This is a genomic window from Polynucleobacter hallstattensis, from assembly GCF_018881835.1.
Taxonomy (GTDB): domain Bacteria; phylum Pseudomonadota; class Gammaproteobacteria; order Burkholderiales; family Burkholderiaceae; genus Polynucleobacter; species Polynucleobacter hallstattensis.
The window spans coordinates 424,729-446,081 of record NZ_JACVPO010000002.1; the positions used below are offsets into that span (position 1 = coordinate 424,729).

At 46.6% G+C, this 21,353-nt stretch carries 21 protein-coding genes; 6 read left to right on the top strand and 15 right to left on the bottom strand.

The features are described 5' to 3' along the window. Positions 1-7: 7 nt before the first annotated feature. The 11 genes from ICN26_RS08635 to ICN26_RS08685 all read right to left on the bottom strand — a co-directional run bounded on the left by ICN26_RS08635 (position 8) and on the right by ICN26_RS08685 (position 10,698). Positions 8-1,066 (bottom strand): formate dehydrogenase subunit gamma, encoded by a 1,059-nt coding sequence (locus ICN26_RS08635; protein WP_216268031.1) that lies wholly within the window; start codon positions 1,064-1,066, stop codon positions 8-10. 29 nt (positions 1,067-1,095) lie between these two features. Further along, positions 1,096-1,350: a hypothetical protein gene (locus ICN26_RS08640; RefSeq protein WP_216268032.1), complete on the bottom strand. Its 255-nt coding sequence runs from the start codon at positions 1,348-1,350 to the stop codon at positions 1,096-1,098. Then, positions 1,347-2,006 carry a formate dehydrogenase FDH3 subunit beta gene (gene fdh3B / locus ICN26_RS08645; RefSeq protein ID WP_216268033.1) on the bottom strand — a complete coding sequence of 220 codons (660 nt, stop codon included), beginning with the start codon at positions 2,004-2,006 and terminating at the stop codon, positions 1,347-1,349. The genes ICN26_RS08640 and fdh3B overlap by 4 nt, the downstream gene beginning before the upstream one ends. 27 nt (positions 2,007-2,033) lie before the next feature. Then, on the bottom strand, positions 2,034-5,018 hold the full coding sequence (locus ICN26_RS08650; protein WP_216268034.1) for a formate dehydrogenase subunit alpha: 2,985 nt from the start codon (positions 5,016-5,018) through the stop codon (positions 2,034-2,036). A 61-nt stretch (positions 5,019-5,079) separates the two neighbouring features. Further along, a complete protein-coding gene (locus ICN26_RS08655) occupies positions 5,080-5,301 on the bottom strand; it encodes a formate dehydrogenase (protein WP_216268035.1) in 222 nt (73 codons plus the stop codon). A gap of 132 nt (positions 5,302-5,433) precedes the next feature. Next, positions 5,434-6,078, bottom strand: a complete 645-nt coding sequence (locus ICN26_RS08660) for a TorD/DmsD family molecular chaperone (RefSeq protein ID WP_216268036.1) — start codon at positions 6,076-6,078, stop codon at positions 5,434-5,436. Next, positions 6,075-8,165: a 4Fe-4S binding protein gene (locus ICN26_RS08665; RefSeq protein WP_216268037.1), complete on the bottom strand. Its 2,091-nt coding sequence runs from the start codon at positions 8,163-8,165 to the stop codon at positions 6,075-6,077. Before ICN26_RS08665 ends, ICN26_RS08660 begins: the two co-directional genes overlap by 4 nt. 10 nt (positions 8,166-8,175) lie before the next feature. Further along, positions 8,176-8,736, bottom strand: coding sequence for a DUF3306 domain-containing protein (locus ICN26_RS08670; protein ID WP_216268038.1), 561 nt, complete (start codon positions 8,734-8,736; stop codon positions 8,176-8,178). After that, positions 8,736-9,275, bottom strand: a complete 540-nt coding sequence (locus ICN26_RS08675) for a DUF3305 domain-containing protein (RefSeq protein WP_216268039.1) — start codon at positions 9,273-9,275, stop codon at positions 8,736-8,738. Before ICN26_RS08675 ends, ICN26_RS08670 begins: the two co-directional genes overlap by 1 nt. Positions 9,276-9,281: 6 nt before the next feature. Next, positions 9,282-10,370: an iron-sulfur cluster carrier protein ApbC gene (gene apbC / locus ICN26_RS08680; protein ID WP_216268040.1), complete on the bottom strand. Its 1,089-nt coding sequence runs from the start codon at positions 10,368-10,370 to the stop codon at positions 9,282-9,284. Positions 10,371-10,503: 133 nt separating this feature from the next. Then, a complete protein-coding gene (locus ICN26_RS08685) occupies positions 10,504-10,698 on the bottom strand; it encodes a heavy-metal-associated domain-containing protein (protein ID WP_216268041.1) in 195 nt (64 codons plus the stop codon). Positions 10,699-10,771: 73 nt separating this feature from the next. Between ICN26_RS08685 and ICN26_RS08690 the strand changes: the two genes are divergently transcribed. Further along, positions 10,772-13,060, top strand: coding sequence for a heavy metal translocating P-type ATPase (locus tag ICN26_RS08690; protein ID WP_216268042.1), 2,289 nt, complete (start codon positions 10,772-10,774; stop codon positions 13,058-13,060). 1 nt (position 13,061) lies between these two features. On the opposite strand, the gene ICN26_RS08695 is transcribed toward ICN26_RS08690, so the two are convergent. Beyond that, on the bottom strand, positions 13,062-13,868 hold the full coding sequence (locus ICN26_RS08695; protein WP_216268043.1) for a DUF3047 domain-containing protein: 807 nt from the start codon (positions 13,866-13,868) through the stop codon (positions 13,062-13,064). Between the two features lie 48 nt (positions 13,869-13,916). Between ICN26_RS08695 and ICN26_RS08700 the strand changes: the two genes are divergently transcribed. The 5 genes from ICN26_RS08700 to ICN26_RS08720 are packed head-to-tail and all read left to right on the top strand — an operon-like array spanning position 13,917 to position 19,455. Beyond that, positions 13,917-15,413: a glycosyltransferase family 39 protein gene (locus ICN26_RS08700; protein WP_216268044.1), complete on the top strand. Its 1,497-nt coding sequence runs from the start codon at positions 13,917-13,919 to the stop codon at positions 15,411-15,413. A 48-nt stretch (positions 15,414-15,461) separates the two neighbouring features. Continuing rightward, a complete protein-coding gene (locus ICN26_RS08705; protein WP_216268045.1) occupies positions 15,462-16,505 on the top strand; it encodes a lysylphosphatidylglycerol synthase transmembrane domain-containing protein in 1,044 nt (347 codons plus the stop codon). Positions 16,506-16,523: 18 nt separating this feature from the next. Continuing rightward, entirely contained in the window at positions 16,524-17,783 is a 1,260-nt protein-coding gene (locus ICN26_RS08710) for a glycosyltransferase family 9 protein (RefSeq protein WP_216268046.1), read from the top strand. A 5-nt stretch (positions 17,784-17,788) separates the two neighbouring features. Next, positions 17,789-18,586 (top strand): phosphatase PAP2 family protein, encoded by a 798-nt coding sequence (locus ICN26_RS08715; protein WP_216268047.1) that lies wholly within the window; start codon positions 17,789-17,791, stop codon positions 18,584-18,586. A gap of 2 nt (positions 18,587-18,588) precedes the next feature. Then, on the top strand, positions 18,589-19,455 hold the full coding sequence (locus ICN26_RS08720) for a 23S rRNA (adenine(2030)-N(6))-methyltransferase RlmJ (protein ID WP_216268048.1): 867 nt from the start codon (positions 18,589-18,591) through the stop codon (positions 19,453-19,455). Between the two features lie 28 nt (positions 19,456-19,483). Here the strand turns inward: ICN26_RS08720 and ICN26_RS08725 are convergent, their stop codons facing one another. From ICN26_RS08725 to hemE, 3 genes are read right to left on the bottom strand one after another with little or no spacing between them, the layout of a single operon-like run. Next, on the bottom strand, positions 19,484-19,855 hold the full coding sequence (locus ICN26_RS08725; protein ID WP_216268049.1) for a phosphate-starvation-inducible PsiE family protein: 372 nt from the start codon (positions 19,853-19,855) through the stop codon (positions 19,484-19,486). A 33-nt stretch (positions 19,856-19,888) separates the two neighbouring features. Then, positions 19,889-20,170 carry a winged helix-turn-helix domain-containing protein gene (locus ICN26_RS08730; protein WP_216268050.1) on the bottom strand — a complete coding sequence of 94 codons (282 nt, stop codon included), beginning with the start codon at positions 20,168-20,170 and terminating at the stop codon, positions 19,889-19,891. 51 nt (positions 20,171-20,221) lie between these two features. Continuing rightward, on the bottom strand, positions 20,222-21,343 hold the full coding sequence (gene hemE, locus ICN26_RS08735; RefSeq protein WP_216268051.1) for a uroporphyrinogen decarboxylase: 1,122 nt from the start codon (positions 21,341-21,343) through the stop codon (positions 20,222-20,224). Positions 21,344-21,353 lie beyond the last annotated feature (10 nt).

Consider the following 21,353-nt stretch of genomic DNA (forward strand, 5'->3'; position numbering starts at 1 on the left):
CATGTCCTTATTTATTAACTTTGTCATACCAGAGCTCATGGTGCTCTTTAGCCCAGGTTGCATCAACGTAGCCAGTCATCATGCCATCTGATGAGCCTTGCATACCGATAGATCCGATATACATGTGGCCCATAGCCATTGCAGTCATGAGGATAGATGCTGAACTATGAATGATGTTAGCTAACTGCATGGTTCCACGGATGTATTGAACTTCCATGAAAGGGACAATCATGTCTAGTACAAAACCAGATCCTGAGATGACCAAGCCTAAGAAAGTCATACCAAACCAGAACCAAATTTTTTCACCAAAGTTGAAAAAGCCAGCAGGAGGATGTTTGCCACCGAACATTCCGCCAAATGACTTAATCCAAGTAAGATCACCCTCTCCAGGAATATTTCTAGTTGCAAACAGCAAGAAGAAAATCACAACGCTTAGAGTAAAGAGTGGGCCAGAGTAGTTATGAATATTTTTACAAATATTCAAGAAAGTGCCATAGGCAACACCACCCATCATTGGCATCACAAAATACTTGCCCCACAAAATCAACATCCCAGTCAAAGCGAGTCCAATGAAACTAAAGGCCATGACCCAGTGAGTGAAGCGCTCAAAACCATTAAACCGTTTGATTTTTTGACCAGACATTGGGGCATGTAACTTAATTGGACCCTTGATGATGAACACGGCTGCAATACCGAAGAAAGCAAGGGCTAATAACCAGCCGCCGTAAACAGTGATCACACCGTTACGGATAAAGCGCCATTGCTGACCAGCACGTTGAATCAAAACACTCGCCTCTTTATCAGGAATGCTGACAAAGTTATAAGGATCGCTGTTTGCTGAGTTCCAAAGGAACTGCTCACCAACCTGAGCAGAATTCGCAGGCTGAGACTGAGCTTGGGTTCCATTAGGAATATTGCTAAGGTCCTTTGGGAAGTCAATGCCACTTGGAGATGGCAGCGGTGGCATTGGCGCACGCTCTGCCATGGCAACACCGCTAAGCAAACTGAGCGATACGCCAAGGGCTAGCAACCAGGAGCGACTAACACTAGAGAATGATCGATTCATACAAATATCCTTAAACGTTTTCGTTTTATTTATTGTTGTTTAACTGATGACTTAAAGCGTGAATACTCAGACTGATTCTGATTACGCTTATCGACCGATTCGGCCCAGCTTTTTTCATCCTTTGGAGTCCAGCCCTTAGTCATGAAGCCGTTATCAGCCCCCATGTAAGGCGCAACGTCTGGACGCTTTGCAGCTTTAGCCGCAATCTCAGGAGGCTCGGAGCAAGCAGCCAATGTGGCGCCTGCAACGAGGCATAAGCCAATGGTTTTTAGATTAAATCTCATGATTTGGCTCCTGGGATTTTGTCAGCTGGCGTTGGTTTTGGCGCAGGAGAATCCATTGGGCCGTAAGCAGTAGACCAACCGAAAATATCCTTGCTTGGATATCGACCATTTGCCTCGCGTACAGAAACACGCTTGGCGTAAATAGAAGAGATCACCTCGCTATCACCACCGATCAATGCCTTGGTTGAGCACATCTCTGCGCACAAAGGCAACTTACCTTCTGCTAAACGATTGCGACCATACTTCTCAAATTCAGCAACGCTTCCGTTGACTTCAGGACCGCCGCTACAGAAGGTGCACTTATCCATCTTGCTACGGACACCAAAGGCGCCTGAACTCAAGAACTGTGGTGCACCGAATGGGCAAGCAAATGAGCAGTAACCGCAACCGATACAGATGTCTTTGTCATGTAAGACAACACCTTCGTCCGTGCGGTAGAAACAGTCGACCGGACAAACAGCCATACAAGGCGCATCTGAACAGTGCATACATGCCACTGAGATTGATTTTTCTTTTCCGATAATGCCGTCATTCACCGTTACAACACGGCGACGATTAACGCCCCAAGGTACTTCGTTATCGTTCTTACAAGCAGTGACGCAACCGTTACATTCAATGCAACGCTCTGTATCACAAATAAATTTCATTCTTGCCATTGTGTTCTCCTGACTTTATTTTTTAACTTAGGCAAATTTTTCGATTTGGCACATGGTGGTTTTGGTCTCTTGCATCATCGTCACCTGGTCATATCCATAGGTAGTTGCAGTGTTAACCGACTCACCCAAAACAATTGGTGACGCACCTTCTGGGTAGTACTTACGCAAGTCAGCGCCTTGCCACCAACCAGAGAAGTGGAACGGTACAAATGCAGTTCCTTGATCAACGCGCTCTGTAACCATTGCACGTACTTTGATCTTGGCGCCTGTTGGTGATTTAACCCACACATAGTCCCAGTTCTTAATGCCGCGAGCTTGAGCAGCTTTTGGATTAATTTCTACAAAGTTCTCTTGCTGCAACTCTGCCAACCAAGGGTTAGAACGAGTTTCCTCTCCGCCACCCTCATATTCAACCAAACGCCCTGAGGTCAGGATGATTGGGAACTTCTCGTAGTACTTCTCGCTCAAGTTTTTGTCTTGTAGCGTTTTGTACAGAGTTGGCAAGCGCCAGAAATTCTTCTTATCCGCAGATGTTGGGTATTTACGCATCATGGGCTCGTTAGTACTGTACAAAGCCTCGCGGTGGACTGGAATTGGATCAGGGAAGTTCCACACTACAGCACGTGCCTTAGCGTTACCAAATGGATGGCAACCGTTTTTCATGACAACGCGCTGAATACCACCTGATAAGTCTGTCTTCCAGTTTTTACCTTCAGCGGCTTTTTGCTCATCCTCGGTTAACTGATTCCACCAACCGAGTTTCTTCACCAATACATGGTCAAACTCTGGGTAACCCGTCTTGATTGCAGAACCCTTAGAGTAAGAGCCATCTTCAGCCAACAAATTCTTGCCATCCTTCTCAACACCAAAGTTCGCGCGGAAGTTACCACCACCCTCCATCACAGACTTGCTGGTGTCATAGAGATTCGGTGAGCCTGGATGCTTAATCGCTGCAGTACCGTAACATGGCCAAGGCAAGCAATAGTAATCACCGGTTGTGTCATAGCCTGATACGGGATCTACACCACCTCTGGATTTCAGTGTCTTAGGATCAAAAGTGCCCGCCATTCTCATGTGCGCTTTGATACGCTCAGGAGTTTGACCGGTATAACCAATCGTCCAAACAGAGCGGTTAATTTCTCTAAGGATGTCTTCAATCAGCGGCTCTTTCCATTCCTTACCAGCAAACTTAGAGCTCTGCATCTTGAAATTCTTAGAAAGCTCTTGACCAAAACCAAGACGATCAGCAAAGGCTTGCATGATGACGTGGTCAGGTACAGATTCGAACAATGGATCGATCACTTTCTCGCGCCACTGAACCGAACGGTTCGATGCAGTTACTGATCCACAAGTTTCAAATTGGGTTGTAGCCGGCAAGAGGTAAACATTACGGTTCTTGTTAACCGAGTTACCTTCTGCAGGAGGCATTGCAGCCATCGCAGCTACTGCTGTTGGGTATGGATCCACTACAACGAGCAAATCTAACTTGTCCATCGCGCGCTTCATATCTAAGCCGCGAGTTTGAGAGTTTGCTGCGTGGCCCCAGAAGAACAAACCTTTAACAGCGGTTTGCTGGTCAATCATGTCATTCTTCTCTAGTACCGCATCGACCCAACGAGAAACAGTAGTACCTGATTTCTCCATCATGTCTGGTGCGTAGCGTCCTTTAATCCACTCGTAGTCAACATCCCAAACAGTCGCGAAGTGTTTCCAAGAACCCGCTGCCAAACCATAGTAGCCAGGTAAAGAATCTGGGTTAGGACCTACGTCAGTAGCGCCTTGAACGTTACAGTGACCACGGAAAATATTGGTTCCGCCGCCAGACTTACCGACGTTACCTAATGCCAACTGCAAAATACAGGAGGCACGCACCATGGCGTTACCGATGGTGTGCTGAGTCTGACCCATACACCAAACAACTGTACTTGGACGATTTTTTGCCAATGTCTCAGCCACTTTATAAACTTCGGCCTCAGGAACACCACAAGCTTCTTCAACGTTCTTAGGAGACCACTTTTCCATCACTTCTTTGCGGATCTCATCCATGCCGTATACACGGTCGTTGATATATTTCTTATCTTCCCAGCCATTGTTGAAGATGTGATACAGAACGCCGAACAAGAACGGAATATCTGTACCTGAACGAATGCGAACATATTGATCGGACTTGGCAGCTGTTCTTGTGTAGCGTGGATCAACTACAACAACCTTACAGCCGTTTTCCTTTGCATTGAGCAAGCTCAACATCGATACTGGATGAGCCTCTGCTGCGTTGGAGCCAATGTACATGGCAGCCTTGGAGTTCATCATGTCGTTATAGCTATTGGTCATCGCACCATAGCCCCAGGTGTTTGCAACACCCGCAACTGTGGTTGAGTGACAAATACGAGCCTGATGGTCTGTATTGTTGGTTCCGAAGAAGGAAACCCACTTACGCAATAAATAGGATTGTTCATTGCTATGCTTGGAAGAGCCGATGAAAAACAGTGAGTCAGGACTGTATTTTGTGCGGAGATCTTTCATCTGCGCAGTGATTTCAGTTAAGGCCTGATCCCAAGAAATCTTTTGGTATTTGCCATCAACGAGCTTCATTGGGTAACGGAGACGGAATTCACCGTGACCGTGCTCACGCAGTGAGGCACCCTTGGCGCAATAAGCACCCATGTTGATTGGGGAATCAAAATTGGAATCTTGACGAACCCAAACGCCGTTCTCAACAGTAGCGTCAGTTGAGCAACCTACTGAGCAGTGGGAACAAACCGTTCTCTTCACTTCAATCTTGCCCTTGCCATCCAACATCGCTCTATTTGGTTCAGCAACCGCTTTTTGAACAAAGCTGAGCTGGCTAGCTGCAATACCTGCCCCTACACCAACGCCAGAGCGTTTCAAAAAGGTTCGACGATCCATTGTTGGTACCGCAGACTGAAGTCCGCGTGAGAGGCTACCAATAAGGCGTGATGCAGGCGTGGAGCGGCTGCTTTGTGAAGTATTAGATTTGCGAGTCAGACTCATATCTTGTCCCTGAGTAATATTTTTAATTAACTATTTCGAAATGACTAAATCAACAAATGGTTTAAAGCATGGTGGTTTCGTAGTACTTACGAATGTGCGCAGTGAGTTGATAGCCATCATCTTTACCCTTTACTGTGCTGCCAATTTCTTGAATCACTGCTTTGCCAATCGGCGTTTGCGAGGCTATGGCTACGGCACCAACAGTGGCACCTGCCCCGATGAAAAACTTCCTACGGGAAGGCTTGTTTTCTTCGTTTACTGCGGCTGTAGATTTGGTGCTCATCGTATGCTCCTGTTTAGTGCTAATTTGATATCCGTCAAGTTTAAATGGTAATTGCATTTTTGACATATTAGCCACACAAAAATTTCTTACCAAGGGGGTAAACACTAGTATTTTTTTACTGCAATGCAGCATTTAAATCATGTCAAAGCCTTGGCCCTCAATAGCAAGAAACTCCCTAGCTAAAGAGGCGACAGAGTGATAAAGACGCATCTCGGGGACTGCATCGATTGCATCGAATAAGTCGTCATGCCATGGTCGAATGTGGTCATTAAAAAAGACCCTTTGATTTGTAAGGTTGGAGATCTCTACGTCATCACCTGCAATTAGGTAGCGCATCACTTCGCAGAGCGCAGAGATATGATCTTCAGTCTCAGAAATCTCCTCGGCAGATTCCAAGCCAAAAGCATCCAAAGCGCGACGGATTTCTACTAAGGGCCTCTCGTTTAAGTAACCAGCCATGTAAAAGGAACCATTCAGAATAATGATGGGTCGTCCAACGCTGATGAAGTTCTGATCAAACTCATCCTGCCAAGCTTTAGCGGGATTGGCTTTAGCCACTTCAACCAAATTCTGCCAAACCCTAGCTAAAGGAGCGTCTTCAGACTGAGCCTCCTGCCCCTCTGGAATGGAAGACACTATTTGATCCAACAACTCTTGATCGGGCGCCTCATGAAAGAGTCTCGCGATCAAGCCATATAAATCCGCTCTAGCCAAATCTTCCGGTAAGCCCACATCACCCACTTCGGTTACGGAGCTTTCTTTTATCTGTTCACTCATGTTTCTTTTTTCACCATATCGACAACACGACAATCACTGCACATTTTGAGTCTTTCTAAAGCCTCTCCAGCAAAGGCGCTGTGGGCGCCCAGCTTCATCAGCATCAGGTCGACCATTTTTGCTGTACCAAATACTTTTCCACAGCCGATGCAATGAAAAGGCTTGGTCTCGTTGAGTTCTACCTTTTGCTTGCGCTGCTCCACCGTTTGTAAGCGAGGGGCTAAAGCCAAAGCCTGCTCTGGGCAAGTTTGCACGCAAATGCCGCATTGGACGCACTGCTTTTCAATAAAGGAAAGTTTGGGCTCATCTAAGTTATCGAGCAAAGCGCCTTCAGGACAGCTACCCACACAGGACATGCATAGCGTGCAAGCATCCTGGTTAATTTTTAGACCACCCAAGAAAGATGACTGCGGTAAAGCTACTCCCTCTGCTGGTAACGGTACTTTTGCTTGCTTTTGCAAATGCTCCAAGACCGTTTCAATCGTTTCTCTCTTTTGATTGGATAAACCAAAGCTAGCGGGAGAACAAATAGCGGATAAAGCGCCACGCTGGCGCAGTTTACTCATCGCCTGTGAAGCTGGTTGAAGATCAGAAGAAGATCCTAACTGTATTTGCGACAGTCTGGCGTCAAATCCATAAGCAGCCAAAATGGCATTGCCTAAGTCAATTTGAGTTTCTAGGGCAGCTCGATAGCTTGGATCTTCATCGCCCGTTAGCAATAACACTACTTCACCAAAGCCGTAGCTAAGTGCGCCAAGCCATAAATCCAAACCAGTAGAAGCGATATGCTCGATCCCGTAAGGCAGCACAAAGGATGGCAAGCCCTCAAATTGTTTTGGTCTGAGGTGCGCAGATCGTCCGAGAGAATCTAAGACCTGAGTTCCTGCCTTGAGTGTATGAAGTAACAGAGTTGGAGCAGAAGATTTCTTAGCTTTAGCACTCTCGACAGTAAATACCGTAGCCAGCGTTTTAATTTCTTTACCCTGATGCGGCACACTTGGATAGTTGTAGCGCATTGCACCGGATGGACAAACTGTTGAGCAAGCCCCACAACCCATACAAAGATTCGGGTTGACATCAACTGTGCCTTGCCCGTTCTTGAACAAAGAAGATATAGCGCCGGTGGAGCAGACATCGATACAGGCATTGCACCCTACTTTGCCATTGCGACCATGGGCGCAAACTTTCTCGTTATAAACAAAGTATTTAGGCTTCTCAAACTCACCAATTAATCCGAGCAATTGATTTGCCACCAGAGATTGCTCAAATGGATCCTGGCCTGGGGCAAAGTAGCCTTGCGGAGTTTGACTCATACGCAGCTGAGGGTTAGCGCGCAGATCCATAATTAAGTCAAATTCAGAGCTACGCTGACGCTCAACGCGATCAAAATTAATTGCTCCAATGCCAGCACAGGCTGTGATGCAATCACGGTGTGACTTACATTTGTTTAGATCAATCTGGAAAGAGTCATCAATCGCACCCTCTGGGCAAACTTCAACACAGGCACCACAGCGAGTGCACATCTCTGGATCGATTGGGTTTTGTAAATTCCAGTCGACCGTAAAGTTGCCAAGATAACCATCTAGCTTAGTCACCTCACCTGTATAGGTCGGGAAATTTCTGGCGATTGGTAATGTTCCTGGCTCGGTACATAGCACTGAGACATCAAGAGAGTCGCTCAATTTTTCAGCCCAAGGTAAAGCTTGATCTCCAGGCCCAACAATGAGTAAGCGCCCCTGACTTTCGTAATTCACCACTGGCACGGGCTCGGCTTCTGGCATATCCGCTAAGGCCAGTAAAGCCGCAATCTTGGGTCCGGAATGTTTAGCCTCTTGAGTCCATCCAGCAACCTCACGAATATTGACAAACCGCAAGGGCGCTATCAATGGCTTCTCGGATTGTTCTGCCAGTTCGTTAAATAACGCACCCTCTTGAGTACAAGCAATCACGAGTGAGTCATTGCCATTCATTGCCTGAATAGCGATGCCCACTTCTTGCCTGCACAAAGAGGTATGAACCGGTACGCCCAGTGCCTTTGCATCTAAAGGCATGGTTCCGTTGCAATTACAGACTAGTTTTTGACTCATGGATTTCTTCTTAACTGGTTTTTTTATCCACGGATAGGGGGGCTTGATTTCCCACTTCCTGAATAGATGTTGGTGTGGATGTTAAATCAGTCTGGTCAGGAGCGGGCAAAGTTAGATCTTGGGATCCCGAATTGTCGATGCCAGCAGCGGTAGTAGCCTCAGGCTCTCCATCATCATCCTTGCGGAAGATGTTCAGCATATCGGACTGAACCATACGCTTGAGCATCTCCAAAGGGATCGGATCTGGCTTTGAATAATCATCGATATAAATATCCAAACCATCCATGATGTTGAAGTGCGGGTCTGAAAACATCTTCTTCATTGCCGCTTGCTGAACTGCTGGATCAACTCCAGGCTGCATAAAAGCTGAGAAGTCTGGCGCAAAGCGATCTATCTTTTCAACATCATCTAATGAAGCAGGCGGCGGAGCATCTTCAAGCTCGGTTGATTGCTGGATAGTCTGCGGACTGACAGCTAATTTTTCCTTAGCGAGCTCGCCTGGTTTTTTCTCAGGCTCAATATCCTCGCCTGACTTGCGACGTGACCATCGACTTAAAAAACCATCAGCCATCAATCCTCCACTGGGCGGTTTGCACCCTTGAATGATTCAGGACGATGACGTTTTTTTGGTTCAGGACGGTAATGTTCATTGACATACTCTTGCAGCCAAGAGGCATGCTCTGTAGACAAAAGCACACTATCGACCGACTCGCCGCCATCTAATAGACGCCCTGCTTCGTTGTAGCTTACGCTGATCCGATGGGGAATGGCAAACGAGGGCTCTGTTTTGGCCAAGTCAATAGACTGTGCGTCTATGTATCTCTCAACATCTTCCTCAAGACGCCACATCACAAACCAAGCAGGAAGAGTGGCTGATAAATTGAGGTAATAACCTTCAGCCTCATCCGGAAAAAGATTCAGTTCGTATCCAGTAAACAACCAAGACTCACCTTGTTCATCGCGCCCTAGAAACTGTCCAGAAATCTTATTGCCTGCTATAGACGTACTCGTAAATTGCCCAAAATCCGGCAATACCTCGTGCGGCGCCCACCGATATGAAATCCACGGGTTATCAACAAACTGCTTACGCATGATCACAGCAAAACGCATAAGGCCTTAGGTGTTTTGAACCACAATGTTCGGGAATTTATTGCTCATATCTTTAGAAAGCGCTGCTACTTTGATAGCAACTCGTCTTGCAATCGTTTTATAAATTTCGCTGATAGCGCCATCTGGATCGGCCACTACGGTTGGGCGACCCGCATCCGCCTGCTCGCGTATCGATAAGTTCAGGGGCAATGAGCCCAAAAAGTCAGCACCATATTCTTGGCACATCTTTTGGCCGCCACCAGTACCGAACACATGCTCTTCATGACCGCAACTTGGGCAGATATAGGTACTCATATTTTCGATGATGCCCACAATGGGTACGCCAACCTTGTCAAACATCTTTAGACCTTTACGCGCATCTAGCAAAGCAATGTCTTGGGGCGTAGTCACAATTACCGCGCCTGTAACAGGCACCTTTTGAGCAAGCGTGAGTTGAATATCGCCGGTACCAGGAGGCATATCTACAATTAAATAGTCGAGATCACGCCAACGGGTTTGACGCAGCAGTTGCTCTAAGGCCGAGGTCACCATGGGGCCACGCCAAACCATAGGAGCATCGTTATCAATCAAAAAACCAATCGAACTGGCTTGGAGGCCGTGGCCTACCATGGGCTCCATGGTGTTCTCTTCAATAGATTCTGGTCTGCCGGTAATACCCAACATCATCGGCTGACTTGGTCCGTAAATGTCCGCATCCAACATACCTACTTGCGCACCTTCAGCCGCTAAAGCTAAAGCGAGATTAACGGCGGTAGTGGACTTTCCGACCCCACCCTTGCCACTGGCTACAGCAATAATATTTTTTACATTAGGCAATAGTTTGACGCCGCGCTGAACGGAATGCGCAACGATTTGACTACTCACATTGACGCTGACGTTTTTAACCTCAGGTAATTCACGGAGCACAGCAATCACCGATTTACGAATAGCATCAAATTGACTTTTTGCTGGATAACCTAAAACAATGTCCAAACTGACATCACCGCCATCAACGCGTAAATTTTTAACGCTCTTAGATGTTGCAAAATCAATTTGGGTATTGGGGTCAATCAGACCCTTTAGTGCAGCTTGCACAGTCTCTACAGTAAGTGACAAAACTCTCTCCTATTCAGCAGAACGGGCTTTTGTAAAGCCAGCTCAGCCTCTTTTATTAAGCCTGATGATGAAAAATCAAATAGTGCGTAGATTAACCGCACATGCAAAAAATTGCTAAAACCAAAATTAAGGGCTAAGGTGAAACCGGGAATCCAGCCTCCGTTATCAGCCCAGAGGCTAACTCCGGAGAAAGACTGGTTTCTAGCGTGACCAGCTGCGTCGCCAAGTCCACCTGAACCTGCGCTTGGGGATCTTGGGCCTTTACAGCCCTAGTGACTGCGTTGATGCAACCACCACAAGTCATCCCTGAAACCTTGAGCGTAAACATAGCTTCTCCTTCAAAACGGTCAAAATACAGTTGCTAATGGCTTTTTTTCACCTTGCAGTAGATTATCTTCTACATGAGCCCTACAGAATCGTCTAATTCAGAGTTTTATACCCTCGACATTGGTGGTATGACCTGTGCCTCCTGCGTCGGTCGGGTAGAAAAGGCTCTAGGCAAGATTCCAGGGGTAGAGGCGGCTAGCGTCAATCTAGCTACCGAGCAAGCAAGAATTCGTACTCAACGGGGCTCGTCCAGCTTAGCGGAGATCATTGCGCTAGTTCAAAAGACAGGCTACGAAGCCAAAGAAAGCTCTGTTCGGGGTAATCCTGATCAGAGGATTGGTAAGTCATTTTGGGCTGCCGATGGCTTAGGCCGAGTGATTCTGAGTTTTGCACTATCCGCCCCCCTCTTCTTGCCAATGCTGTTCATGCCTTTTGGAATTCATTGGTCCTTATCAGGATGGTGGCAACTTGCCTTAGCCACACCAGTCCAGTTCATTTTAGGATGGCGCTTCTATGTAGCGGGCTATAAATCAGTCATGGCCGGTGCGGGCAATATGGACCTGCTCGTTGCCTTAGGGACGAGCGCTGCTTATGGACTCAGTCTCTATATATTGCTCACTTCAAGCCACGCACATGAACTTTACTTCGAAGGATCAGCGGTCATCATCTGCATGGTCTTATTGGGTAAATGGCTAGAGGCACGAGCCAAGCAACAAACCAGTGAAGCGATTCGCGCCCTGCAACAGCTCTGGCCAGAGCATGCCAAAGTTTTAAACACCAATGTTGATCTGCAGGGCAATAAGGCTATCGGCGCCGACCACTATCGCGACTTACCTTTAGAACAAGTGCTGCCTGGCGATAAAGTCTTCATTCTTCCCGGTGAACGTATTCCGGTAGATGGTGTCGTTATTTTTGGTGCTAGCCACGTTGATGAATCCCTGCTCACCGGCGAAAGCGAGCCTGTTAAGAAATCAATCGAGTCAACGGTTATTGGTGGCGCCTTAAATGGTGAAGGCGTGCTAATAGTGATGGCTCAAGCTGTTGGTGTTGAAAGCGTACTCTCACAAATGATTAACTTAGTAGAGGAAGCACAAACACAAAAAGCGCCGATTCAAAAGTTGGTTGATCAAGTGAGTGCGGTATTTGTGCCGACCGTCATTGTGCTTGCGCTCATGACGGGAATCGGCAACTGGCTTTACTTAGACTCCATCTCCATTGCCATCTTACGCGCCGTATCGGTCTTGGTGATCGCTTGTCCTTGCGCGCTTGGCTTAGCTACTCCGGCTGCAATCATGGCCGGTACTGGTATAGCCGCACGCTTTGGCATTCTGATTAAGGACCCACAAGTATTAGAGCTGGCTCATAAGCTCAATATCGTTGCCTTTGATAAAACTGGCACATTAACAATAGGTAAGCCGCGCATGCTCGCCCTACTACCTTTTGATACATCAATTGCCGATGCCAATCAGATCCTCGCCACTGCTGCAGGCTTACAGTTGGGAAGTGAACATCCGTTGGCAAAAGCATTACTAGTTTCATCCAAGGAAAAAGGTATCGCACCTATTACCACCTCGTTTAGTAAAGGCTTGCCTGGTATTGGGATTGAAGGTATTCCGAGTAGCGGTCCTTTTGCAGGTCAAACACTGCGTTTACAAAGCGTAGCTTCGCTTGAAGCTAGTCCTCAATACGCTATGGTGTTGCAAAAAGCACAGGCGTATTTTGAACAGGGTCAAACTGTTTCTGTGCTGATGAGCTCAGGTAGTGAAAGTAATGGCGCACCTTCACCAATTGCTGTCATTGCTTTTGGAGATGAACTGAAACCCAATGCAAAATCAGCAGTCGATGCATTGCATGCATTGCATATTCGAACGGTGATGTTGTCTGGTGATAATTTATCTTCTGCTACTCGTGTAGGAAAAATGATTGGTATTGATGAAGTCTTTGCACAAATTATGCCGAGCGATAAAGCGCAAAACATTCATCGATTACAAAACCCACCCGCACTACAAAAGCAATATGTCGCGATGATTGGTGATGGCGTAAATGATGCGCCGGCATTGGCGATAGCAGATGTGGGTATGGCGATGTCTACTGGGACTGATGTAGCCATGCAAGCCGCCGGAATTACCTTAATGCGTGGCGACCCTACTTTGGTGGCTGATGCAATCGATATCTCCAAAAAAACTTGGAATAAGATTGCGCAAAATTTATTTTGGGCATTTGCATTTAATACGATTGGCATACCAATGGCAGCTTTGGGATATTTATCGCCCATGCTAGCTGGCAGTGCAATGGCGCTCTCCAGTTTTTGCGTATTGAGCAATGCTCTCCTCTTAAAGCGCTGGCGCCCGAAGAATAGATAGGCTATTTGGAATTCTTACGCAGTAACTCGATATCGCCGTACAGGGCTCGGGTCTCTGATTTTGTATTGTCTGTATCCGTCAGTAGTGCAATGCCAATGACATTACCTGGTGTCTCTCCATAAGCCGACTTGTAGTCCGCGGCTAAATCCCGTTCGTGCTTGCGCCACTCTCCCAAACCATCCCAACCAGAGTCCACCACAATCATCTTCACACGAGAGGTATGAGCGTTGTTCAGGACGGTATTGACTGAATTCTTACCTGACCAGATGTACATCACTGTGGCGTAAGGCATTTCTTGGCCACTAATTAGACTGGCCATCTCAAAGGTGAGCTTTTCTTTGAGGGGCAGTTTAGATTTGTTGCCATCAAAGGCTACCAAGATACGTAGTGGTGCATCATCATGCTGACTATCTGCATTGTCTGCCTGCGGTATTGCACCTACCGCCTTCCACTCCCATTGCAGCCATAAGTTCTGAGCCGAGCGCGGTCGAAGTTTTACCGCGAGACCAGATGCTGAGGTTTTGGAATTAGCAGCAAGCACTGTGCGACCTTGATAATTCTCAAGGCGATAAAGCGTATTCTTTTTATAGGGTGCGATGCGATAGAAATGCCAACCATCTGGCATGCCAGCGCGTGGCTTCTCCGCAGAGAACTTGGGTAAATCCTCTTGAGCTGGCAATTGATCCGCATTGAATGGCTGCCCCGCCTCATTCTCAATCGAGTTTCCAGTCAAGCCCGCACAACCAGCCAAGGAGATGACAATCGTGGTCAAAAGCAGCAGGGATCGAAAAGGGGTTTTTATAGGCATCCGCTTTATTGTCCCAAAGAATGGCTTGCTTAAGTCTAAAATCATTGCATGCGTCATCAATCACCCTCGAGCTGGGCTGTCATCAGCATCTGCATTGCTGCACTGGTCCATCTTGCCCTGGGTTTCTCGATTGAGTTTTCTGTCGATGAAGCGCACTACGCTCTATATGCAAAGCACCTTGCCTGGAGTTATTTTGATCACCCACCACTGGTGGGTTGGATCCAATGGCCATTAGTAAGTCTGACATCATCCGAGGGGATCATTCGCCTAATTCCGGAATTACTCTGGGTGCTCTCCGCTTTCTTAGTGTATCGAGTGACAGTGGAAATTCACCGCTTGATACAAGGGCGTAATGCGGGTTACCTCACTACCGCTCTTCCATCAGCAAACCTGTGTGGATTGATGGCGGTATTAGCGATCATTGCAGCACCATTGCCCCACGTTTTAGCAATTGGTCTTTTACCAGACACCCTACTTGCCCCCTTAAGTCTTGGCTTGATGTTGATGGCCTTACGTTGGACCCGAAAAGATCAGTTCTCCATTACGGACTGGATCATTACCGGCTTATTACTGGGCTTGGCAGGTCTGAGTAAGTACACCGCTGCGTTTACTGCATTTGCTTTGCTCTTCGTATTGTTAGCTTCGCCTAAAAAAGTCTGGATTACTAAAGTCGGCTTTTGGCTAGCAGTCGCAATTGCCTTGATCGTGATTAGCCCCGTACTCTATTGGAACTGGATCAATGATTGGATCTCATTCAAATATCAAATTGCCCATGGTAGTGGTGGTGCTTGGGAGTGGCGAAGAGTCGGTGCCTTTGTAGGTATTCAGATCGCCTGCTTTGGAGCTTTATTAATTTTAGGCACCTATTCTTTTTTAAAGCATTGTCTCCACTCGCAAAAGCTGATTCTGATTGCTCTACTGAGTTTCTTCGCAATTCCCTTTGTGATCTTTGCTGCGCTATCTGGTGGAGGTAGCCTGCCCCACTGGACTACACCTGCCTGGTTTTGCCTTGCGCCATTTGCCGGCATCGGTCTAGCTAAAACATGGGCCATGCAGCACCGCTTGGTAATTCGAATATTGCTTATTGGGCAGTTACTGATTTGCTTACTCGGTTTTGGTTTTGTTCTGGCTGGAGGCTTTACTAACTCGGCAGTGAAATCAAACCCCATTGCTGATCTCTATGGCTGGAAGCTTGCTGGCCAGAAAGCAGCTCAATTAGCGCAAGCCAGCAAGGCAAATGGGATTGCAGTACAAAACTGGACTTTGGGTAGTCGTGCTGCTTGGTATGCTCAACCACTCCCGGTCTTTGTGCTGGACCAACGACAGGATCAGTTTGACCTTTGGTTTGGGCAATTACCCGCTGGCGCAAACGTCTTACTCATTAACTGGTCGGGCATGACTTTTAGGTCACCCGTGGGCGGAAATCTGGCCTTTGAAGTCTGTGAACCCTTAGATAGCCTAGAAATTATTCGATTTGGGCGAGTCTTATCCAAATTTGAGTACAGCCTCTGCCGGAACTGGCAGGGTGCTGGCGCAACGCGTTAATTCCCCAAATTCAAGACCTTAGGAGCCATAGGCATTATCCTTATGCCTATGAGTTCACAACCCCAAGCCACCCCCAAAGCCACATCTGGGTGGAAAGCAATCCTGAAGCGGGCATGGCCCACGATTCGTATTTTGTTATCGATCGCCCTTCTCTGGAAAGCTACCAGCGGAATTGATTGGCACGCCATATTAGATTCCGATATTCAGATGCAGCCCTGGTGGTTTTTAGCAGCAGGATTAGCCATGATCTCAGCGTTTATTTGTGGTGGACTGCGCTGGGGATTTTTGATGCGTAAGGTTGGCTTTCAAGGCAGTCTGATTAGTTTTGTGGCACTCTACTTTGCCGGTGGACTCATTAATCAGGGATTGCCAAGTACCTTAGGTGGCGATAGCTATCGCGCCATTACTGCTACTCATTTAAATAGTAGCGGCAGTTTGACTGAAGCGAAGAAGCTCGATGAAGAGCTACATCACTCTGTTGACCTAGAGCACGCTACTCCTAAACTTCGCCTGAGCTTTTCCATGGTGTTGGTAGATCGCTTGCTTGGCTTGGCTGGAAATAATTTGCTAGGTGGACTTGGCCTCATTTTGGGTGGTGCGACTTTAGCCGCTTGGGGTACCGATCTCGGATATGCGGTCACTGGGATTATGGTGACAGCAGGTTTATTACTCGCTGCTATTTTGGCATGGGGGCCTAGCTGTAATTTATTGCAAAAATTACTAGAGCGCGTACAAATGAATCATGCCCTGCCTGGCATCAAGTTCGCATTTTCTTGGCCTATGAATGTAGCTCAAGCCGCATTTGCAATTGGCATTCACTCCCTGACTATTTTGACGCTACTCTTCTGTCTCAAGGCCTATGGAGTCGACGCGCCGATTGAAGCCCTGATGATTGGCTTGCCTGCCTTAAGTCTTTTATTAATGCTGCCAATCAGCATCTCCGGCTGGGGCTTGCGTGAAGCTACACTCTCTTCTGTACTGGCATTGTGGGGCGTTAGTCCATCCATGACAGTATTAGCATCCATTAGTTATGGTGCCATTACCGTCTTATCGGTATTGCCAGGCGCTTACTTTTTATTAAAACGGAAATAATTCTTTTAGAGCCCTACTATGAGTATTAGCGTCAACACCATGCGTGCAATTGACCACTGGGTCGGCGTCCCACTTTGCGCATTAGCAAGCCCTGTCGTTGCTCTAATGGATGGCGTGAAGAATATCTTTGCTCGCAGTCCAGAGGCGCCCCGCAAATTACTCTTTATTGAACTATCTGAAATGGGCAGCGCAATCTTGGTTGATCCTGCCATGCGTAATGCACAAGCTCGTGGCGCTGAATTATTTTTCCTGATCTTTAAAAGCAATCGCGCCAGCCTGACTTTGTTAAATACGGTGAAACCTGAGAATATTTTCACAATCGACTCCTCAAGCTTAGGCGGCTTAATTAAAGATACGCTGAAATTTTTGCTACTCGCTCGCAAGCATCGTATCGATACCGTGATTGATTTGGAGTTATTCTCTCGCTTTACTGCTCTACTGACCGGCTTATGTGGCGCACGCCTTCGTGTGGGCTATCACATCTTTCATGGTGAAGGGTTATGGCGCGGCTTTATGCTGACACGTAAAGTTCATTACAACCCACACATTCACATTACTAAGAATTTTCTCTCTCTGATTCATGCAGCATTTGCTAAAGAGATTGAAGTGCCATTTAGCAAGATACAGATTGCAGATTCAGAAGTTCGCTTAGAGCAAGCGGTGATTGATCCGGCAGTATTGAGTAAAGTTCGCGAGCGCATTGAGAAACTGACTGCGACTTTTGGCATTGCATTTAAGCAAGGTGAGCAACGCCTCATTTTGGTCAACCCCAATGCTAGCGATCTTTTGCCACAAAGGCGTTGGGCTCAACAGCGCTTTTCTGAGTTGATTCAGGGATTAAATCAACGCTATCCAAATGATCTCATTCTGATTACTGGCTCCCCAGCTGAATTTGACTATGTTGAAAAAGTCCGTGCAGTTGCCAATGTTAAAAATGCTCTAAACTTTGCAGGTCAAGTGAGCTTTGCGGAATTGCCGCCGCTGTACACGCTATCCGATGTCATGGTGACCAATGATTCTGGGCCCGGCCACTTCTCCGCTGTTACTCCACTGCGAACAGTCGTCCTCTTCGGACCAGAAACACCAGCACTGTATGGCTCTATTGGTAAATCGATTGCAATTACTGCTAATCTGGCATGTTCTCCGTGCGTTAGTGCAGCTAATCATCGCAAAACACCGTGTCATGACAATGTCTGCATGCAGGCCATCACCGTTGCTCAGGTACTAGAGAAGATGGCGCATCAATTAAATGAAGCCGACCAAGAGCGGGCGCATTAATTCGCATGACTGAGCAGCGCAAATCGGCTTTAGCGATTGCATCAATTTGGGTTTGGTGTATTCCGCTTCTACCGCTCAGTCTAGCAATTGCCATTTACTTTGGTGAATTACAAACTCCGACATTTTTATTTATTAATCATTGCACCCGGTTACTTCCAGATACTTTCTGGACTTGGCTTACTTTTATTGGCAATGGTTGGGGCATCTTTGCGCTGTGCTTTCCTCTCTTGCTGCTAGCGCCAAGATTATTGAGCGCCGGACTATTGGCATCCTTGATTGGTGGCGCCATTAGTCAAATCATCAAGCCTTTTTTAGCCCTTCCTCGTCCTGCTGGAGTATTGGGTTTAGAGGACTTTTATCGTATCGGTGAACCGCTATTGTATAAAGCAATGCCCTCCGGCCATACGCTAACTGCTTTTGCGGTAATTTCCGGAATCTACTTTGCTAGTGATCGAGACAAAAGAGCCTCTTTGTGGTGGATCTTCATCATTGCGAGTTTTTCAGGTATCTCTCGCAATGCACTTGGCGCTCACTGGCTCACTGATGTATTGGCCGGCTGTGCTATTGGAATATGGTCTGGAATGTTGGGCGCAATATTGGCTGGGTTTATTCCAGAGAAACAGATGGCGCCCAATCAGATCGGGCCTCGCTTACTTGCGCTAGGTGGCCTTGCAACTATCCATGTTCTCCTTACACAAACTCTAGACTCAGAACTCAATCAGTCTTTGCAATACGCGTGTGTGGCGTTAATTAGCATTACCTTAGCTTTGTTTATTAAAGCGCAAAAACCCAGGGCCATATAAAGATGTTTAGTTATCGCCATGCTTTTCATGCGGGTAGTCATGCTGACATTCTGAAGCATCTGGTGATGATTCATTTAGTTGAGTACCTGCAAGAAAAGCCTGGTGCTTTGACTATTGTGGATACGCATGCTGGTGCTGGGATCTATAGCCTGACTGATGGCTTTGCAACCGTCAGCAAAGAAGCTGATCAAGGTATTTATCGCTTGGCTAAATTTGCAGAGGGTAATTCGATAAGTTCTGGGATAGCTAGTTATCTCGAACACATTCGTTCCGAAAATAATACTAATGAGATTGCCGTCTATCCCGGCTCTCCATTTATCCTGGCGCATTTACTGAGAGCACAAGATCGCCTGAAGCTCTTTGAGTTACATCCCAAAGAGATTGATATCCTGCGCCACAATATCAGCCAGCTCAAGCAGTCTAAGCAAGTCGACATTTATGCAGAAGATAGCTTTGCAAGACTAAAAGGCTTGATGCCGCCACCTAGTAGGCGCGGGTTGGTGTTAATTGATCCCTCTTATGAAGATAAGCAGGATTATCGCTATCTCGAAACGGCGATCGAAGAGGCTTTGCATCGTTTCGCTACCGGGTGTTACGCAATTTGGTATCCGTGCCTCTCCAGAAGAGAATCCGCTTCTCTACCGGATCATATGAAAAAGATTGCGGCAACCCACAAGCGATCCTGCTTACAAGTTGAGCTTCGGGTTGAGAATGCCCCAAAAGAGCGCCGACTGCAGGCGAGCGGCATGTTCATCATTAATCCACCATGGACTTTAGAAAAGCAATTGTCAGAAAGCTTACCCATTCTTGTTAAGGCGCTGGGACAAGATGGTGGCGCCTCATTTGTATCAAAGAGTTTTGAAGTCTAAGCTTTTAGTCAGCGGACAAAACGGGGGTTTATTCCCCTGATTCTTTGGTACTCATGGCTTTTTTGATGATGATCGCTGAAAGAGCCAGCAACAATACCGCTCCACTCTCATATATCAAGTCAATCGTACTAATTCCTTTGCCCTGCAAAATAATCAGCCTGCAAAGCGCTGTAATGGCAATAAAGATTGGAATAGTAATTGGAATCTTGTTGTACTTGTAAAAGGCTGCCACCATACCTAGAACCTCGGCATAAATGAACATTAACAATAGATCGGTTAAAGCAATTTTTCCGTTTATAAGAACGGCATACATCTCTATGCCGACACTAAAAATAGTAAAGAATGCAATGAGGATCAAAATAGCTTTTTCAGCCGCAGTAATCCAATCGTAAATTTTCATAATGTATGTACCTTAGCTAGATAAGAGGAAAAGTTAAATGGCATCACTGTGAAAAACTAATTGCTGAAAAACTGCTGGGATATTACTGGCGCAGTAGTAACGCCTATTTCTTCTGGTATTTTTTTTGCTGACGAGATTGACGTTGATCAGTTTCTTCAAATGAAATTGCAGAGTCCCTGAATCCACCCCAAACTGCTCGACTATTTCTTTGGGTGCAACTCCGTCCTCACCTGCCTGCATGATGAAATCAAAAACTTGTAATCTGATTTCACAACCCAAGGCTTCAAACACTGAACAAAATTTCATGATCGTCATATTAGCTCCCTTGCATCACCTCAGAATCTGCCTTTAAAAAATTGACTTCTCTTATTGGGCACTTGCCCTAAAGCTTGTTGAATACCGCTTAACGGCATCGACTAAAACAGCAACATTCTCTGGAGGGGTGAATTGTGAAATTCCATGCCCCAGATTAAAAATATGTCCATCGAGTGGATTGCCACCAGCAACATCAGCCGTTGATAAACCTTGAAACAATTGCATGACACGAGCATCTATTTCAGCAGGGTTTGCTAACAAAATCGAGGGGTCTAAATTACCCTGAATTGCAATTGGGTTTTTGGACGCATGGTTAATAGTTTGTCGCGCACGTTTAAGCTCTATAGTCCAATCCAGACCAATCACATTGGCACCTGATTGCGCAATATCGCTTAACCAAAGACCCCCTCCCTTGGTAAACAAGATGATAGGCAGGTCTTTGTATTTGGGATTGCTTTTAATGCTGCTGATAATTGCTGACATGGGAGCTAGTGAATGCTCAAGATAGTCACTCGGGGTCAATAGGCCACCCCAAGTATCAAAAATCATGAGGGCCTGAGCGCCAGAATCTGCTTGCAGTGTGAGGTATTCAGTGATGGATTGGACGTTGATATCCAATATTTTTTGGATGAGATCTTTGCGGTCATAGAGCATTTTCTTTGTCTTAGCAAAGTCTTTTGATCCACCGCCTTCAATCATGTAGCAAGCTAAAGTCCAGGGACTTCCTGTAAATCCAATTAAGGGAACTTGCTGTTTGCCATTGGAGGTGAGTGCCTTAGAGATGGATGCAACGGCATCAAAAACATAACGGAGCTGCTCCATATTAGCTACTGGAAGCTTTTTTACATCTTCTTCGGAGCTTAATGGGTGCAAAAACCTCGGCCCCTCACCGCTATCAAAAGTGAGTCCCAATCCCATTGCGTCTGGAACAGTCAAAATATCTGAAAATAGTATCGCAGCATCTAGGCCATAGCGATCTATAGGCTGCAGGGTAACTTCTGTTGCGTACTCTGGGCTTTTGGCTAAATCGAGAAAACTTCCAGCCTTAGCTCTGGTTTGGCGATACTCTGGAAGGTAGCGTCCAGCCTGCCGCATCAACCAAACAGGCGTTCTTTCTGTCTTTTGAGAAAAACAAGCTCTTAAAAAAAGATCGTTCTCCAATTCTGCCGCCATGCACTGACAC

Excerpts from the sequence above, each read along its gene's own strand:
- ICN26_RS08660 (WP_216268036.1), bottom strand. The coding sequence starts at position 6,078 with ATGAGTGAACAGATAAAAGAAAGCTCCGTAACCGAAGTGGGTGATGTG.
- ICN26_RS08670 (WP_216268038.1), bottom strand. The coding sequence starts at position 8,736 with ATGGCTGATGGTTTTTTAAGTCGATGGTCACGTCGCAAGTCAGGCGAG.
- ICN26_RS08725 (WP_216268049.1), bottom strand. The coding sequence starts at position 19,855 with ATGAAAATTTACGATTGGATTACTGCGGCTGAAAAAGCTATTTTGATC.
- ICN26_RS08675 (WP_216268039.1), bottom strand. The coding sequence starts at position 9,275 with ATGCGTTTTGCTGTGATCATGCGTAAGCAGTTTGTTGATAACCCGTGG.
- ICN26_RS08710 (WP_216268046.1), top strand. The coding sequence starts at position 16,524 with ATGAGTATTAGCGTCAACACCATGCGTGCAATTGACCACTGGGTCGGC.
- ICN26_RS08640 (WP_216268032.1), bottom strand. The coding sequence starts at position 1,350 with ATGAGATTTAATCTAAAAACCATTGGCTTATGCCTCGTTGCAGGCGCC.
- ICN26_RS08690 (WP_216268042.1), top strand. The coding sequence starts at position 10,772 with ATGAGCCCTACAGAATCGTCTAATTCAGAGTTTTATACCCTCGACATT.
- ICN26_RS08705 (WP_216268045.1), top strand. The coding sequence starts at position 15,462 with ATGAGTTCACAACCCCAAGCCACCCCCAAAGCCACATCTGGGTGGAAA.
- ICN26_RS08685 (WP_216268041.1), bottom strand. The coding sequence starts at position 10,698 with ATGTTTACGCTCAAGGTTTCAGGGATGACTTGTGGTGGTTGCATCAAC.
- ICN26_RS08720 (WP_216268048.1), top strand. The coding sequence starts at position 18,589 with ATGTTTAGTTATCGCCATGCTTTTCATGCGGGTAGTCATGCTGACATT.
- ICN26_RS08665 (WP_216268037.1), bottom strand. The coding sequence starts at position 8,165 with ATGAGTCAAAAACTAGTCTGTAATTGCAACGGAACCATGCCTTTAGAT.
- hemE (WP_216268051.1), bottom strand. The coding sequence starts at position 21,343 with ATGGCGGCAGAATTGGAGAACGATCTTTTTTTAAGAGCTTGTTTTTCT.
- fdh3B (WP_216268033.1), bottom strand. The coding sequence starts at position 2,006 with ATGGCAAGAATGAAATTTATTTGTGATACAGAGCGTTGCATTGAATGT.
- ICN26_RS08730 (WP_216268050.1), bottom strand. The coding sequence starts at position 20,170 with ATGACGATCATGAAATTTTGTTCAGTGTTTGAAGCCTTGGGTTGTGAA.
- ICN26_RS08655 (WP_216268035.1), bottom strand. The coding sequence starts at position 5,301 with ATGAGCACCAAATCTACAGCCGCAGTAAACGAAGAAAACAAGCCTTCC.
- ICN26_RS08695 (WP_216268043.1), bottom strand. The coding sequence starts at position 13,868 with ATGCCTATAAAAACCCCTTTTCGATCCCTGCTGCTTTTGACCACGATT.
- ICN26_RS08715 (WP_216268047.1), top strand. The coding sequence starts at position 17,789 with ATGACTGAGCAGCGCAAATCGGCTTTAGCGATTGCATCAATTTGGGTT.
- ICN26_RS08700 (WP_216268044.1), top strand. The coding sequence starts at position 13,917 with ATGCGTCATCAATCACCCTCGAGCTGGGCTGTCATCAGCATCTGCATT.
- ICN26_RS08635 (WP_216268031.1), bottom strand. The coding sequence starts at position 1,066 with ATGAATCGATCATTCTCTAGTGTTAGTCGCTCCTGGTTGCTAGCCCTT.
- ICN26_RS08650 (WP_216268034.1), bottom strand. The coding sequence starts at position 5,018 with ATGAGTCTGACTCGCAAATCTAATACTTCACAAAGCAGCCGCTCCACG.